Here is a 15,074-nt window from a genome sequence, read left to right on the forward strand (position 1 = left end):
ACGCTCGATCGATCAACTCCGTGTCGCCGGCACGGCGGCTTCCGGCACAACGGGACACGCCGGTGTCGCCGGCATGGAGTCGATCAAGGCCGCCCGGGGCGAGCGGCTGTAGCCGGCGCGCCGCACCGGCCGGGCCGGACGAATGCGGTGGGATCCGTAGGCTGGGACACAACCGGTCGAGGGGAGTGTGCCGATGGCGCGTGTGGACGCGATCGTGCCTGGAACGGCCGCCGGGGTACCGGCCGCTGCCGACGACGAATCGGCGCTGCTCACCTGGCTCGACGACGCGACCGGGGAACGGACCGACCTGACCGCCGGGCAGCTCGGCGGGTGGGCGGCCCGCTGCGCCGGCCTGCTGCGCGACGGCTGCGGGCTGGCCCCGGGCAGCCGCGTCGCGGTGCTGCTGCCGCCGCACTGGCGTACCGCCGCGGTGCTGCTCGGCGCCTGGTCGGTCGGGATGGCGGTGTCGTTCCGACCGCGCGCCACGGCCGGGCTGCCGGTCCTCGAACCGGGCGGCGACCGGCCGTACGACGCGGTGTTCGTGACCCCGCAGCGGCTCGACGACTGGCTGGAGGACGTGCCCGAGGGCGTGCACCGCTACCTCGTCGGCACCGCGCCCGGACCGCTCGACGACGTGCCGGTCGGCTGGCTCGACTGGTCCACCGAGGTGCTCCGGCACACCGACGTCCCGCCCGACCACGCTGCCGTCCACCCGGGCCAGGCAGCCAGCCCGGACGGCACCAGTTACGACGAGTGGGGCAGCCTCGCCCGGGCCGTGGCCGACCAGCTCGACCTGCGGGCCGGTGACCGGCTGCTGGTCGACGCGGACCGGCACGAGCAGCCGCTGAAGTGGCTGCTCGCCCCGCTGTCCGTCGGCGCGTCCGTGGTCGTCTGCGCCAACCTCGACCGGTCGCGCCTCGACGGCCGCATCGCCGCCGACCGGATCACCCGCGTCCTCTGAGAGGGAGAGAGTCGATGGCCGGTGTCTTCACCGAGGCGAGCATGTCCCTGGACGGCTACATCGCCGGCCCCGACGAGAGCGGCTTCGACCTGCTCTTCCGGTGGTACGGCAACGGCGACGTCGTCAGACCCACCGCCCAGCCGGACAGGACGTTCCGCACCTCGGCGGCGAGCGCCCGGCACCTGCGTACCCTCGACGACACCGGGGCGCTGGTCGTCGGCCGGCGGCTCTTCGACCTCACCGACGGGTGGGGCGGCCAGCACCCGATCGGCCGGCCGGTCGTGGTCGTCACCCACCAGGTGCCGGACGGCTGGGCGCGCGAGGGCCCGTGGTTCACCTTCGTCACCGACGGGGTGGAGAGCGCCGTCGCGCGGGCCCGGGAGCTGGCCGGTGACCGGTGGGTGGGGGTCAACGGCGGCAGCGTATCCCGGCAGTGCCTCGACCTCGGGCTGCTGGACGAGATCCGGGTCAACCTGGTGCCGGTGCTGCTCGGCGGCGGCGTTCCCTTCTTCGACCAGCTCCGCAAGGCACCGGTCGAGCTGACCGGGCCGACGGTGATCGAGGGCGACGAGGTCACCCACCTCTACTACCGGGTCCGCCGGCCGTAGCCGTGCCGGGCTGCTGTGACCGGCGTCGGCCGCCGTAGGGGATCCCCTGAGGACGGAGCCCGGCCTCAGGGTCGTACGACGCGGGTTTTCTCCGGTGGTCGGCGCGCCGGCGCGGTGACAGCGTTGCCTGCATGGCCTCCCGACCCGTACGCCGCTGGCGGCAGCTCACGGTCTGGCTGCACGTCGTCACCTCGGTGGGGTGGATGGCGCAGGCCCTGGCGATCTTCGTGCTGCTGGTGACCAGCCTGACCACCCAGAGCCGGGCGGTGGCCGAGAGCGCCACCTCGATGGCGCAGGTGCTCGACGGCCGGCTGCTCGCCCCGCTCGCCAACGCCTCGGCGTTCACCGGGTTCATGCTCGCCGCCGCGACCCCGTGGGGGTTCGTCCGGCACTGGTGGGTGCTGGTGAAGTTCGCGATCACGCTGGTCCAGCTCTACCTGGGCATCTTCGTCCTCGGCGGGGCGCTGGAGGAGAGCGTCTCGGCGGCGGCCACCGGCGCCTCCGGGCCGGCCGTACCGTTGGCTGTCGGCTCGGCGCTGATGGCTGGTGCGATCGCCTTCCAGGCGTGGGTGTCGGTGGCGAAGCCGTGGTCGACGACCCGCTGGATGCCGGCGGACCGTCGGCGGGTCTCCGCCGAGACGGCACCCCGCTGGGTGTTCGTGGCGACCGTCGCCGGGGTCGTCGCGGACCTCACCGTCGCCGCGGTGCTCGGCCATCCGGCTCCGCTGGTCTCCCTGACGATCCTCGCCACCTGGCTGGTGCTGCGCCGCCGCCGGGCGGCGGTGGTGGCCGCCGGCGCAACCGCCTGACCCACGCCGCGTCGTCGAGGCGACCGACCCGGCCGGAGTGCCGTTCAGGGGTTGAGCGTTGCGACTGTGGTACCGCCGACAGCACCATTGGTTGGTGCCGTCCATGGCCAGGATCGTTGACGCGATGTCGGAAGAATCAGCAGAACATCGCAGGTGCTCAAGGCGATCGACAAGAGGGAGGCCATGTGATGCAGATCGATCCCCGTCCCGAGATTACCCACTACACCTATCGCGTCACCTGGTCCGCCGAGGATCGCGAGTTCGTCGCCACCTGCGCCGAGTTCCCGTCCCTCTCCTGGCTGGCCGTTTCCCAGATCGAGGCTCTGCAGGGGCTCCAGGACGTGCTGCGTGACGTGATCGCGGACATGGAGGAGCAGGGCGAGCAAGTGCCGCAGCCGTTCGCTGAACGCAGCTACTCGGGCAAGTTCAACCTGCGCGTCGGCGAGAGCCTGCACCGCGAACTCGCCATCCAGGCCGCCGAGGACGGCATGAGCCTCAACCAGTACGTCCTCCGGAAGCTCCGGGCGGCCTGAGGAACCCGTCAACAGCGCTGCTCAGCCCCCTGCCGTTACATCGACTCGCGCCCCGTCTCCAGGGCTGTCGCCGACGCCGCTGACGTGGTCTTATACCGGAACGGCGACGTCATTGACCTGGTCATGGCAACCCCGCGTCGCCCCGCACCGCTCGCCATCCCCTGAAAGGTGCATCGATGCACAGAAAATCTGCCTTCCGGTTGGCAGTCCTCACCGCCACCGCCGCCACGTTCCTGACGTCCGGCGGTGCGTACGGCGCGGTGGCCGCACCCGCACCCGCCACCGTCTCCCCGGGCGTCGAGGCGTGTGAGACGGACGCCGACGGGCACAGCGTGGCCCGGGTGGCCGAGGGCGCCACCGCCAAGGAGCCGGCGCTCTACTCGAAGAACGAGGCGAACGCCTACGGCGTGATCAAGGACGCCCCGCGTCTGGCCAACGGCAGTGTCACCGTGCCGACGGTCTTCCACATGATCTCGGACCACCCGCTCACCGCCGCCGAGACGACCCGGTTCAACACGATGATCGCGGACCAGATGGAGGTGCTCAACGACTCGTTCGCCGGCCGTACCGCGGCGGACGCCTCCGACACGCCGTTCCGGTTCGACCTGGTCGACACCACGTGGACCGTGAACAGCGACTGGTACACGGTCGTGCCCGGCAAGAACGAGCGGGACATGAAGAAGGCGCTGTACACCGGCGACTCCCGCACCCTGAACGTGTACGCGGCGAACATCGGCGGCGGCCTGCTCGGCTGGGCGTACTTCCCGAAGGGCTACAACAACGGCCGCGACTACATCGACGGCGTGGTGCTGCTCGACGAGTCGATGCCGGGCGGCACCGCCGGCAAGTACGCCCTCGGTGACACCCTGACGCACGAGGTCGGGCACTGGCTGATGCTGGAGCACACCTTCGCGCACGGCTGCTCCGCCTCCGGCGACTTCGTCGAGGACACCCCGCGCGAGGCCACGCCGCAGTTCAACTGCCCGGTCGGCGCGGACAGCTGCACCGCGCCCGGGCTGGACCCGATCCACAACTTCATGGACTACACGCAGGACTCCTGCATGAACATGTTCACCGCCGGGCAGGCGGACCGGATGAGCGACGCCTGGGTCGCCTTCCGGGCCGGCGGCGCCGGCTGACCGAGCCGTGTCGGGGTTGGCGGGTCGCACTCAGCGGCCCGCCAACTTCTTGTTCGGGGTCGGGTGCGCGCGGCCGTTCCCACCGCCCTGCGGTATCCGGCGGTGACGGTCGAACCGGTCCCGAAGAGTCACGACGGGACGTGGTGTCGCCGTGCCACCAGCGCGTCGAGGATCAGGTCGAGGCCGAATTCGAACTGCGCGCCGAAGTGGTAGCCGGGCTGCTGGACGTGTTGCGTGGCGAACTCGACCAGATGCGGGTAGTCGCCCGCCGCGAAACCCTCCATGATCGAATCCGCGACCGTGGTGGCGGTGTCCGCGCTGTCGAACGGCAACGACGCCTCCTGCAGCACGAAGCCGTAGACGTACGCGTCGACGATCGCGTAGGCGTGGGCCGTCATCTGTAGCGAGAATCCTCCGGCCCGCAGCACGCCCAGCATGGCGTCGTGATGGCGCAGGGTCGCCGGCCCGGGGCTGGTCCGGGTTTCGACCAGGGCCAGCGCCCAGGGGTGCCGGGCGAGGACCGTACGGGCCGAGAGGGACCGCCGGCGTACCTCGGCTCGCCAGTCGCCGCCCACCTGTGGCAGTTCGATCTCCGCGAACACCCCGTCGACGAGGGCGTCGAGGAGTTCGTCCTTGTTGCGGATGTAGTGGTAGAGCGACATCGGCTTGGTGTTCAGTTCGGCGGCCAGCGACCGGATGGTCAACGCCCCCAGGCCGTGCGCGTCGGCGATACCGAACGCGGCCCGCAGCACCCGCTCGCGGCTCAACTGCCGTGCTGGTTCGCCCACTGTCTGGCTCCCGTCTTCTCGGCGTTCCGTTGACCGGCGTCGCCGCCAAACCTATCGTACTTAGTACTACGTACTTAGTACGAAGGCTTGGGAGGCCGAGATGTCCCTTCGCGTGGCCGGCAGATGCGCCGGTGCGTTCTTCCTGTTGGCGTTCGTCGCCTACGGCTCAGGCAGCGCTCTCGCCGGGCAACTCGCCGGGTCGGCGCTCGTGGTGCTCAACTCCGTCATGGTGGCGGCCATCGGCGTACTGGTCTTCCGGGCGCTGCGCCGACCACATCCGGGGGCCGCCTGGACATACCTTGTCGCGCGGGGCGTGGAGGCGTTCCTGCTGACCGCCGGGATCGTCCTGCTGGACTCGGTCGGGGCCGACGCCGCCGACATCGCGTACCAGGCGGCCATGTTGTCGCTGGGTTTGGGCAGCCTGCCGTTCTGCCTGGCCCTCCACCGGCAGCGCTGGGTGCCGCGCCCGCTGGCGATCTGGGGATTCGCCGGGTACGCGCTGCTGGCGACCGGCGCGGTCGCCGAGCTGACGGGGGCCTCGGTCGGGGTCGTGCCGGCGATCCCGGGAGGCCTGTTCGAGGTCGTCTTCGGCGTGCTGTTGCTCGTCCGCGGCTTCGCGCCCGCCACCACCGGGCAGCCGGCCACCCCCGCCGGGCCGCCGGGCGCAGGGGCGGGCGCGGACGGCGACCTCCGGGTGAGTCGGGCGGCGCTGGCCGCCGGGCTCGGCCTGCTGTCGATGGCGGTCCTCGCGGGGCTGGCCATCTTCGGCGTCGTGGATCGGCTGGTCTCCACCGACGCCGTCGAGACCACCACCCGACTGCTGTCGAACCAACGGGCCCTCGTCCTCGCCGTCGTCGCCCTGTTCGCGGTGGCGGGCCTCGACGTGCTGGTCGCCTGGGCGCTGCGGGCGTTCTTCGCGGACACCCACCGCGCCGTCGCGCTGCTCTCGGCCTGGTGCCGCACCGCGTACGCGGTCGTCTTCGCCGTCGCGATCACGCACCTGATCGCCGCCGCCGGTCTCCTGCGTGGCGGTGCGGCGACCGACCGGATCAGCCCCCGGGTGTATGCGCGGATCACCGAATTCGAGGACATCTGGAGCCTGGGGCTGACCATCTTCGGCGTCCACCTGATGCTGGTCGGGTGGCTGGCCTGGCGGTCCTCCACGGTGCCGAGGTGGGTGGCGGTGCTCGTGGCGGTCGCCGGTGCGGGCTACCTCGCCGACTCGGTCGGCGCGCTGGTCTCGGCCGGGTACGCGATCGAGGTCGCCGCGGTCACGTTCGCCGGCGAGGTCGTCCTCATGGTGTGGCTGCTCGTGTTCGCCGCGCGCTCGCCCCACCGGCGCCGGTCCACCCCGGACGGGGACCACGCCCGCCAGGTGCAGCTCGCGTGACGGTCGTCGCCGTAGGCGCCCGGCCCGGGATCGGATGATCCAGGGCCGGCGCTCCCGGCTCATTCGAACGCGGCGGCGAACATGCCCGGCTGGTAGGAACCGCCGCGCTGGTGCACGATCACGGCGAGCCGATTGGCCGCGTTGATCAGGGCGACCAGCGCGACCAGCGCGGCGATCTGGTCGTCGTCGTAGTGCTTGCGTACCCGGGCCCACGTCTCGTCGGACACGCCCTGATGGGCGTCGGCGAGCCGGGTGCCCTCCTCGGCGAGTGCCAGCGCGGCCTGCTCGGCCTCGGTGAAGACGCTGGACTCGCGCCAGGCGGCGACCAGGTGGAGCCTTACCGCGCTCTCGCCGGCCGCCACGGCGTCCTTGGTGTGCATGTCGATGCACCAGCCGCAGCCGTTGATCTGGCTGGCCCGCAGCGACACCAGCTCCTGCGTGGCCCTCGGCAACGGCGACTGCTGGATCGCGAGACCGGCGTTCGCGAACCGCTTGAAGAACTTCATGGCGAGCTCGTTGTCGAGCATGTTGAATCGGGCGTCCATGGCTCGGTCCTTCCCTCTCGGTGTCCGGTGGGACGAACACGAGATGCCGGCCGCCGGGCGCCCGTGACAGCGCCGCCGGGTGACGACTGCCACAGCGTGAGGTGTCACAGAGCGGCCGGGCCCGGCATCTGATGGGTGACGCAGTCGAGCGAACAGGAGCCACCCATGGTGGGTACGCCGCAGACCGCCGCCGACGACCGCCCGGACCCGGCCACCGAGGCGTTCGTCGCCCACCGCAACCTGCTCTTCACCGTCGCGTACGAGATGCTCGGCTCGGCCGCCGACGCGGAGGACGTCCTGCAGGAGACCTGGCTGAAGTGGGCGGGCGTCGACCTCGGCGCGGTCCAGGACCAGCGCGCCTACCTGGTCCGCGTCACCACCCGACAGGCACTCACCCGCCTGCGTACGCTCAGCCGCCGCAAGGAGTCGTACGTCGGCCCCTGGCTGCCCGAGCCGCTGCTCACCGCTCCCGACGTCGCCGAGGACATCGCGCTGGCCGACAGCGTCTCGATGGCGATGCTGCTGGTGCTGGAGACCCTCGCACCGACCGAACGGGCGGTGTTCGTGCTCCGCGAGGTGTTCGACCTCGGGTACGACGAGATCGCCGAAGCCGTCGACAAGAAGCCCGCCGCCGTCCGACAGATCGCCCACCGGGCACGGGCACACGTCGCGGCGCGCCGGCCCCGGCAGGTCGTCTCCGCGACCGAGACCCGATCCGCGCTCGAGGCGTTCCGGCGGGCCGTCGAAACCGGCGACCTGCAGCACCTGCTCGACATCCTCGCGCCGGACGTTGTCCTGCTCGGCGACGGTGGCGGCGTCAAGCAGGCCGTGCCGCGGCCCATCCTCGGAGCCGACAAGGTGGCCCGCCTGCTGACCGGCGGGTGGGACAAGGTCGCGGGCAGCACGTCGTGGCGGCCGGCGCAGGTCAACGGCGTGCCGGCGCTGATCCTGCACCTCGACGGCGAGCTGGACACGGTCCTGGCGCTGCGTGTCGACGACGGCCTCATCACCGGGATCTACGCCGTGCGCAATCCCGAGAAGCTGTCCCACATGGAACGGGAGACCGTCCTGAGCCGGTGAGCCGGCGTGATGTCGTCACGCCACGCGGGGCACCCGTTGCGGTCGGGGCTCGTCAGGGCCGCCGCAGCCACGGCAGACGCCGGGAGCAGGCCGAGGTGTGATCCACCGGCAGCGCACACCGCCCGCCGCCGGGCAGCAGCCGGTCGCAGAACACCCAATGGCGTACGCCCTGCTGGTCCTCGGCCGAGACGGTCACCCCGCCCGGCTCGACGCGGGCGCTGAGCCGGGCCAGCACCCTCGCGGCGGTCCGGGCGAAGATCCGGGCCCGGAGCAGGTCGGGTGCGGTGACCGGCAGGTGGATCACCCAGCGGTCGCTCATCGGAAGCGGTGGCTCGCCGACTGGGCGCTCTGCCAGGCGCGCAGCGCGTTCTTGATCCGTACGTTCTCCTCCTGCACCGCGACCAGGGCGGTCTGCGCGGCGGTGAGTTCGTCGGCGACCCGGTGCAGGAAGGTGCGGATCTCGACGGGGTCGAGGCCGCGTCGGCGTCGGTTGAAGCAGCGTTCCCGCACCTGCCAGGGGCGCAGTGGTCCTTGTGGCGTCAGGTCCGCCGGCGCGGGTGGTTGCGGGGTGCGGGGCCGCCGGGTCAGCCGGCGGAGCAGGTTGCGCACGAGATGACCGCCCTTCGTGGAGGTCGCAGGTCGTGGGGGAGGGGCGATCCCCGCCGCTTGCGACCGGCGGAGACCGCCCCGGCCGCGCCCGGGGGAGCGCGGAAGGTGTGAGGTCTCGACGGCGATGCGAGACCGGTACGAGAGGCGCCAACCGACCGCAGCAGCACCGCATCACCGAGAGCGACGCTATTGCCACCGATTCACCTATGTCAAGCATGTCTCCGAGTCAGTTGCCCACCTATGTCAGCACTGCTACGTGCGTTGCCTCTGCCCGGTCCGTTGATTGATACTGGGCGGGCCAACCGACTGCAAGGGGCCTGACGTGCCTATTCCGCCCACGATGGACGAACTGCTCGACGACCTGCTGAAGAAGATCAAGAACGGGACCTACCCGCCCGGGTCTCAGCTTCCGTCTGGGCGGGAGCTGGCGAATGCGTATGACGTCTCGCAGTCCACGATCAGTCGTGCGGTGGCGAGGCTGCGGGAGCAAGGGGTGCTGATTGGGCGCCCGGGGCGCGGCGTCTTTGTCGCCGAGTCTGGGAGGCTCTGACGTGTAGCCGGCTGGCGCTGGAGGTTGGCCGTAGCAGTATCGCCGCTGGAACCCTGGAGCCGTTGTCCGTCGTGGTCCATCTTGTCTCGTAGAGGTACCTTCAGAGTTCATTGGGCAGGATGGGCGCATCCTTGCAGGCTGCTTGCCGAGACTGCTCTATTCGTAGGGAGAGGGGATGAGTATGGCCGGACTGAACGTAGTGGGCCAGGTCATTGGGGATATTGACCTCGGAGGGTTTGATGCTGAGTCCGATCCTCGCCTTGAGGAAGATTTCATCACGACTCCCTACGCTAAACGAGCCGTGGCTGGCCCCCCGTACATATTTCTTGGACGTAAGGGTTCGGGCAAATCTGCTCTTTTTAGCCAGTTGCCGCGGCTTGCTGTCGAGCAGGGAAAGGGAACTCATGTTGTCGATGTGACGGTGAACGATTATGCCTGGAATGCCCTCAAAAACTACCGAGAGCAGGGCCTGTCGTCAGATCTTTCGCATTCCAACGCTTGGAAGTTGACTCTAGCCATTGAGGTGGCTGCGGCACTGTTGTCTCTAGAAACCAAGCAGTGGTCGGCGGCAACGTACACGAAGGTGGCCGCTATTCATAATTTCATGAGGGACAACTTCGGGGAATTCAAAGCGAAGGAATTGAACTCCGCCACCTCGATACTGAAAGGCTTGGATAGCTTTAATTTAGGTGCTTTCGGTTTCTCCGCCGGTGCGACATGGAAAGATCGTGGCAGGCAGCCCCTAACGCCTCACGTGCTAGAGGTCTTCCTTGATCACTTGAGGGCGCCCCTCGGTGAGCAGAAGGTTATCGTCGAGCTCGATCGCCTCGATGATGCATGGGATGGGACGGAGGACGCAAAGTCTCTCCTTGTGGGCCTCCTGAAAGCCGCAAAGGAGTTGAATGACAGCTTCAGGCGGGCCAAGTCGGGCGGCTTGCGCATTGTGATTTTCTTGCGAACCGATATCTATGACGTTCTGCGCTTCGACGATAAGGACAAGCATAGGCCATATGAAGAGCAGATCTTCTGGGAAGCGGACGATTTGCGTGACCTTGTGAGTCGCCGGCTACCAAAAGATGTGACGGTAGATGAGCTGTTCGAAGACGGCAAGATGCGGGGATCGATCTTGCCTTTTGATCACATATTGAAGCGCACCTTCCTTCGCCCTCGGGAAGTTCTCCAGTTCATGGATCAATGTCTCCGGAGGGCGGACCCCGATGGCACGGAAATTCTTAAGGAGCACGTTCGCGGCTCGGAAAGCATGTTCAGCAACTGGAAGGTTGAAGATCTCAAGCAGGAGTTCTCTAAGGCGATCCCAGAGTTCGAGCCGTTGCTGGAAGCGCTTCGTCAGCAAGTTCATAGGTACGACAGGTTTAGCGAGCTGGAGGCGATCCTGCAGGAGCGGGCACCGGGTGTTGTGGGTGACATTGGAGTGCGGCGGGCGTTGGAAATTCTTTTCGATACATCCGTTATTGGCATCCGAATTGCTGGCGCAGGCTCAACTCGCTACAAGTCTACCGACCCTAGCCTGACATTGCCGGCAAGTGGCGTCCTTTACGTCCATCAAAGTCTTTATAAGGGTCTCAACATCACGGAGACCAGAAAGTCCTTACAAGGAGATGCCGATCCGGCGGATGAGGATGGGCAGTTCGAATAAGCTCAGGCCCGAGTATGGCGGCGCGAGCAACGATAGCGGCAGCCCTCCGGCGGCACTTCTCACCGTCTATCATGGCGGGCAAGAGTGATGCCACAGCGTGCTGACTGATCTCCGTGACCCTGCTGTCCTTATGCTTGTCGGGTGAAGGCGGTGGCAGTAGGGAAGTCGCAGCTCGTGCACGGCGAAATGCTGTCGCCACTGTCCGCCATCCCGGCGAAGTCGATCGAGCACGGCGAGGTCTTCACCCGCCGCTGGGTCGTCGACCTGATCCTCGACCTGGCCGGCTACACGCCTGACCGGGAGCTCGCCGCACTGACGGCGGTCGAGCCGGCGTGCGGTGGTGGGGCTTTCCTGGCCGCAATGGCCACCCGAGTCAGCACCTCGTGTCGGAAGCACGACCGGCCGCTCCTCGACGCCAAGCCTGCGCTGCGCGCCCTCGACCTGCTGGCCTGGAACGTGACCGTCAGCAGGCGGCTCGTACGGGAGGTACTGGTCAACGAGGGTTGGTCGCTTCCCGAAGCACGCGAGGTGGCAGCGGTGTGGGTGCGGCAGGGGGACTACCTGCTCGACCCACACGGCCAGCAGGACTTGGACTTCGTCATCGGCAACCCGCCGTACGTCCGGCTGGAGGATGTGCCCGCGGACCGGATGCTTGCCTATCGCTCCGCATGTCCGACCATGACCGGCAGATCTGACCTCTACGTCGGCTTCTACGAGCGTGGGCTGCGTTCCCTCCGGCCGGGCGGGACGCTCGCCTTCATCTGTGCCGACCGTTGGATGCGTAACCAGTACGGCCGGCAGTTGCGAGAGTTCGTGGCCGGCAGCTACAGCGTCGATGTCACCGTGACCATGCACGACGTTGATGCGTTCGAGGAGCACGTCTCGGCCTATCCGGCCGTCACGGTGCTGCGCCGTGCTGAGCAGGGTGCCGCTGTCGTAGTCGACACCCGGCGAGGCTTCGGGTGGCGGGACGTCCCGGAGCTGGTGGAGTCGATCACTGCTGCGGATCCTTGGGTGCCAGCTGCTGGCCATTTCGAGGTTGCCCGACTGCCTCACTGGTTCAGCGGGGGCGACTCCTGGCCGGCAGAATGAGGGGTAGTCGGCCCCCCGGCGCTGACGTTCAAGGGCTCGCGAAGCGAGGCGCTCGATGTCGGCGATGCGCGGTATCGGAGTGGCCTGACATCGCCATATCGCCGACATGGAGTCGATCAAGCAACCCGCCGACCGGTGCCGGCCACGGAAGCCGCCGACCGGAGTCGATCAAGATGCGTCAGTCGAACGTCGGCAGGGACGGTCCCAGGACGTCGTCGGCGTCCACGATGGTGTACGCGTACCCCTGCTCGGCCAGGAAGCGCTGCCGGTGTGCCGCGTACTCCGTGTCGATCGTGTCGCGGGAGACGACGGTGTAGAAGTGCGCCTGCCGCCCGTCGGCCTTCGGCCGCAGCACCCGCCCCAGCCGCTGCGCCTCCTCCTGGCGCGACCCGAACGTCCCGGACACCTGGATCGCCACCGCCGCCTCCGGCAGGTCGATCGAGAAGTTCCCCACCTTGGAGATCACCAGCGTCCGCAGTGAGCCGGAGCGGAACGCGTCGAAGAGCCGCTCCCGCTCCTTGTTGGTGGTCGAGCCCTGCACGATCGGCGCGTCCAGGTACTCCCCGAGCTGGTGCAACTGGTCGAGGAACCCACCGATCACCAGCACCTGCTCCTGCGGGTGCCGCTCCACTAGGGCGCGCACCACCGGCAGCTTGGTACGAGCCGTCGCCGCCATCCGGTAGCGCTCCTCGGACTCCGCCGTCGCGTAGGACATCCGCTCCGCGTCGGTCAGGGTGACCCGTACCTCGGTGCACTGTGCCGGGGCGATCCAGCCCTGCTGCTCGATGTCCTTCCACGGCGCGTCGTACCGCTTGGGCCCGATCAGGCTGAACACGTCGCCCTCCCGGCCGTCCTCGCGTACCAGAGTCGCCGTGAGGCCGAGCCGGCGGCGGGCCTGGAGGTCCGCGGTGAACCGGAAGATCGGCGCGGGCAGCAGGTGGACCTCGTCGTAGACGACCAGGCCCCAGTCGCGGGCGCCGAACAGGTCCAGGTGAGTGAACGCGCCGCCGCGCCGCGAGGTGAGCACCTGGTACGTGGCGATGGTGACCGGCCGGATCTCCTTGCGCTCGCCCGAGTACTCGCCGATCTCGTCCTCGGTCAGCGAGGTGCGGGCGATCAGCTCCCGCTTCCACTGCCGGCCGGCGACCGTGTTGGTGACCAGGATCAGCGTGGTCGCCTTCGCCTCGGCCATCGCCGCCGCGCCGACCAGCGTCTTGCCGGCGCCGCAGGGGAGCACCACCACGCCCGACCCGCCGGCCCAGAACGCCTCCACGGCCTCCCGCTGGTACGACCGCAGCGTCCACGGCTTCCCGCCGTCCTTGCCGGCCTCGGCCAACTCGATCGGGTGCGCCTCGCCGTCGACGTACCCGGCCAGGTCCTCGGCCGGCCAGCCGAGTTTGAGCAGCGCCTGCTTGAGCCGGCCCCGCTCCGACGGGTGCACCTGGATGGTGTCGTCGTCGATCTTGTTGCCGAGCATACCGGCGAGCTTCTTGCTCTTGGCGACCTCGATCAGCACCATCCGGTCCAGCCCCCGCAGGACGAGGCCGTGCGCGGGGTCGTTGGCGAGCTGGAGCCGGCCGTACCGGTCCATCGTGTCGGCCACGTCGACCAGCAGGGCGTGCGGCACCGGGTAACGCGAGTACTTGATCAGGGAGTCGACCACGCCCTCGGCGTCGTGGCCGGCCGCGCGGGCGTTCCACAGCCCGAGCGGGGTGAGCCGGTAGGTGTGCACGTGCTCGGGGGAACGCTCCAACTCGGCGAAGGGCGCGATCGCCATCCGGCATGCCTGCGCGTCGGGGTGGTCGATCTCCAGCAGCAGGGTCTTGTCCGACTGCACGATCAGTGGTCCACCGCTCACGCCAGCGTCCTCTCCTCGGCCGGGTCGTCGGCACTTCTCGCCGCAGGTGGCACCCGCCGCAGGCCGACCATCCAGTGTTGCACGAGGTCACGTACGTAAAGAAAATTGCCCGAACGACGCAACGTTTCCGGAGCCCCGCACGTCTACCAATGGGACGGCCGATTCGGGAGGGCACCATGAGACACACGGGTTTGACCATCCGAATCGCCGCCCTGGCCGTGGTCACGCTGGTCGGTGCGGGTGGATGCGCGCTCGATCCGCAGGCCGACCCGGGTGGCACTGGAGGAGGGCTCGCCCCGGTCGGCAAGGCGGAGCAGGTAACGGGGGCGAGTGGCGTCTCCCCGACCGACCAGCGGGCCCGTCCGACGCCGTCCGTCGCCCCGACGACGAAGCCGGCGACACCGCGCAAGGCGGCCGCGACGTCGACGCGGACCAAGACCCCGCCGACGCCGGCGCAGAAGCGGCGGGCCCCCAACGCCCCCGCGCCGGCCAACAAGACCCGCTGCGCGCAGGGCGAGTACCAGCGCGAGGTCGAGGCGTACCTCGCCCGCCTCGGTGGCTTCGGCAAGCTCACCGTCGACGGCCGGCAGACCGACGCCGACTGCGCCGCGATCAAGAAGTTCCAGCAGCGGTACGACATCCGCCCCGCCGAGGGTCGCGCCGGACCACTCACGTACGACGTGGCGAAGCGGCTCGCCACCACCGACACCAGCCGGTGCGACGCCGGCTCGGGTATCACCTTCTGCGTGGACCTGACCCGGCAGACGACCTGGGTGATGAAGGGCGGCACGGTGGTGGCCCGCCCGACGGTGACGCGGACCGGGATGGCCGGCTTCGCCACCCCCAGCGGGACATACAAGATCAATTTCCGGAACCTCAAGGAATGGTCGGACCCGTACGACGTCTGGCTGCCGTACTGGCAGCGCTTCAACGGCGGGATCGGGTTCCACGAGACCACCACCTACCTGCACAACTCGTCGATCGGCTCGCACGGCTGCGTCAACCTGCTGCACGCCGACGCGGTCCGCTGGTGGGAACTCGGCTCGGTCGGCTCCCGGGTGGTGCTCGTCGGCCGCCGCCCCGGCACCTGACCCACCGCCCACCCCCGGCCAGGACGGGCCGGGGGCCGGCGACACGGCCGACTCAGGGTCTTATCCCCTGGGCGCTGCGCCCCTGCGGTGTCACCCTGGGAGCACGGGCCGTACGGGCGGGGGAGGCTGGATGAGCGTCGACCAGGAACGGGTCACCGACGACGACGGCCCGGCCGACGAGATCTCGACAGCGACCCTCGTCGGGTACGCCACCGCCGCGTTCGCCCTGCTCGGGTGGTTCCTCTTCGGCTGGCTGGTGCAGCGGCAGGGTTTCGTCGCCTCGGTCGGCGAGACGGCGGGAGCCGCGTTCGGCCTGCTCCTCGCCGTCTCCGTGATCGGCACCTTCCGCCGCGACCGGCGCTGA

Annotated in this window: 17 protein-coding genes; 12 read left to right on the forward strand and 5 right to left on the reverse strand. The window is 69.2% G+C overall.

The window, feature by feature from the left end:
- The first annotated feature begins 193 nt into the window (after positions 1-193).
- The 5 genes from ACPFP2_RS10455 (at position 194) to ACPFP2_RS10475 (ending at position 4,050) form a co-directional block, all read left to right on the forward strand.
- Entirely contained in the window at positions 194-961 is a 768-nt protein-coding gene (locus tag ACPFP2_RS10455; protein WP_424088441.1) for a TIGR03089 family protein, read from the forward strand.
- 14 nt (positions 962-975) lie between these two features.
- Entirely contained in the window at positions 976-1,569 is a 594-nt protein-coding gene (locus tag ACPFP2_RS10460) for a dihydrofolate reductase family protein (protein WP_424088443.1), read from the forward strand.
- Between the two features lie 131 nt (positions 1,570-1,700).
- The gene (locus tag ACPFP2_RS10465; protein WP_424088445.1) at positions 1,701-2,378 is read left to right on the forward strand and encodes a hypothetical protein; all 678 of its coding nucleotides are present in this window, start codon (positions 1,701-1,703) and stop codon (positions 2,376-2,378) included.
- A gap of 188 nt (positions 2,379-2,566) precedes the next feature.
- The gene (locus ACPFP2_RS10470; RefSeq protein ID WP_424088447.1) at positions 2,567-2,911 is read left to right on the forward strand and encodes a type II toxin-antitoxin system HicB family antitoxin; all 345 of its coding nucleotides are present in this window, start codon (positions 2,567-2,569) and stop codon (positions 2,909-2,911) included.
- A 176-nt stretch (positions 2,912-3,087) separates the two neighbouring features.
- The gene (locus ACPFP2_RS10475) at positions 3,088-4,050 is read left to right on the forward strand and encodes a zinc metalloprotease (RefSeq protein ID WP_424088449.1); all 963 of its coding nucleotides are present in this window, start codon (positions 3,088-3,090) and stop codon (positions 4,048-4,050) included.
- 128 nt (positions 4,051-4,178) lie between these two features.
- Here ACPFP2_RS10475 and ACPFP2_RS10480 read toward each other — a convergent pair whose 3' ends face one another.
- Entirely contained in the window at positions 4,179-4,838 is a 660-nt protein-coding gene (locus tag ACPFP2_RS10480; protein WP_424088451.1) for a TetR/AcrR family transcriptional regulator, read from the reverse strand.
- A gap of 100 nt (positions 4,839-4,938) precedes the next feature.
- Between ACPFP2_RS10480 and ACPFP2_RS10485 the strand changes: the two genes are divergently transcribed.
- Positions 4,939-6,228: a DUF4386 domain-containing protein gene (locus ACPFP2_RS10485; RefSeq protein WP_424088453.1), complete on the forward strand. Its 1,290-nt coding sequence runs from the start codon at positions 4,939-4,941 to the stop codon at positions 6,226-6,228.
- A gap of 59 nt (positions 6,229-6,287) precedes the next feature.
- Here the strand turns inward: ACPFP2_RS10485 and ACPFP2_RS10490 are convergent, their stop codons facing one another.
- Positions 6,288-6,773: a carboxymuconolactone decarboxylase family protein gene (locus tag ACPFP2_RS10490; protein WP_424088455.1), complete on the reverse strand. Its 486-nt coding sequence runs from the start codon at positions 6,771-6,773 to the stop codon at positions 6,288-6,290.
- Positions 6,774-6,938: 165 nt separating this feature from the next.
- On the opposite strand from ACPFP2_RS10490, the gene ACPFP2_RS10495 reads away from it, so the two are divergent.
- Positions 6,939-7,853, forward strand: a complete 915-nt coding sequence (locus ACPFP2_RS10495) for an RNA polymerase sigma-70 factor (protein WP_424088457.1) — start codon at positions 6,939-6,941, stop codon at positions 7,851-7,853.
- 52 nt (positions 7,854-7,905) lie between these two features.
- Here ACPFP2_RS10495 and ACPFP2_RS10500 read toward each other — a convergent pair whose 3' ends face one another.
- Together ACPFP2_RS10500 and ACPFP2_RS10505 are read right to left on the reverse strand one after the other, a co-directional pair.
- Positions 7,906-8,172, reverse strand: coding sequence for a hypothetical protein (locus tag ACPFP2_RS10500; RefSeq protein WP_424088459.1), 267 nt, complete (start codon positions 8,170-8,172; stop codon positions 7,906-7,908).
- Positions 8,169-8,462, reverse strand: a complete 294-nt coding sequence (locus ACPFP2_RS10505) for a DivIVA domain-containing protein (protein WP_424088461.1) — start codon at positions 8,460-8,462, stop codon at positions 8,169-8,171. The genes ACPFP2_RS10500 and ACPFP2_RS10505 overlap by 4 nt, the downstream gene beginning before the upstream one ends.
- Before the next feature lie 340 nt (positions 8,463-8,802).
- Between ACPFP2_RS10505 and ACPFP2_RS10510 the strand changes: the two genes are divergently transcribed.
- From ACPFP2_RS10510 to ACPFP2_RS10520, 3 genes are all read left to right on the forward strand, one after another.
- Positions 8,803-9,012: a winged helix-turn-helix domain-containing protein gene (locus ACPFP2_RS10510; protein ID WP_424088462.1), complete on the forward strand. Its 210-nt coding sequence runs from the start codon at positions 8,803-8,805 to the stop codon at positions 9,010-9,012.
- Positions 9,013-9,187: 175 nt separating this feature from the next.
- A complete protein-coding gene (locus tag ACPFP2_RS10515) occupies positions 9,188-10,669 on the forward strand; it encodes a P-loop ATPase, Sll1717 family (protein ID WP_424088463.1) in 1,482 nt (493 codons plus the stop codon).
- A gap of 141 nt (positions 10,670-10,810) precedes the next feature.
- Positions 10,811-11,761: an Eco57I restriction-modification methylase domain-containing protein gene (locus ACPFP2_RS10520; protein WP_424088464.1), complete on the forward strand. Its 951-nt coding sequence runs from the start codon at positions 10,811-10,813 to the stop codon at positions 11,759-11,761.
- Positions 11,762-11,939: 178 nt separating this feature from the next.
- Here the strand turns inward: ACPFP2_RS10520 and ACPFP2_RS10525 are convergent, their stop codons facing one another.
- A complete protein-coding gene (locus ACPFP2_RS10525) occupies positions 11,940-13,619 on the reverse strand; it encodes a DNA repair helicase XPB (RefSeq protein ID WP_424088465.1) in 1,680 nt (559 codons plus the stop codon).
- A 176-nt stretch (positions 13,620-13,795) separates the two neighbouring features.
- Here ACPFP2_RS10525 and ACPFP2_RS10530 point away from each other — a divergent pair, with 176 nt between their 5' ends.
- Positions 13,796-14,710: a L,D-transpeptidase family protein gene (locus ACPFP2_RS10530; RefSeq protein WP_424088466.1), complete on the forward strand. Its 915-nt coding sequence runs from the start codon at positions 13,796-13,798 to the stop codon at positions 14,708-14,710.
- A gap of 130 nt (positions 14,711-14,840) precedes the next feature.
- Positions 14,841-15,074, forward strand: coding sequence for a hypothetical protein (locus tag ACPFP2_RS10535; RefSeq protein ID WP_424088467.1), 234 nt, complete (start codon positions 14,841-14,843; stop codon positions 15,072-15,074).

The sequence above is a fragment of the Micromonospora citrea genome (assembly GCF_049629545.1).
Lineage (GTDB): Bacteria > Actinomycetota > Actinomycetes > Mycobacteriales > Micromonosporaceae > Micromonospora > Micromonospora citrea_A.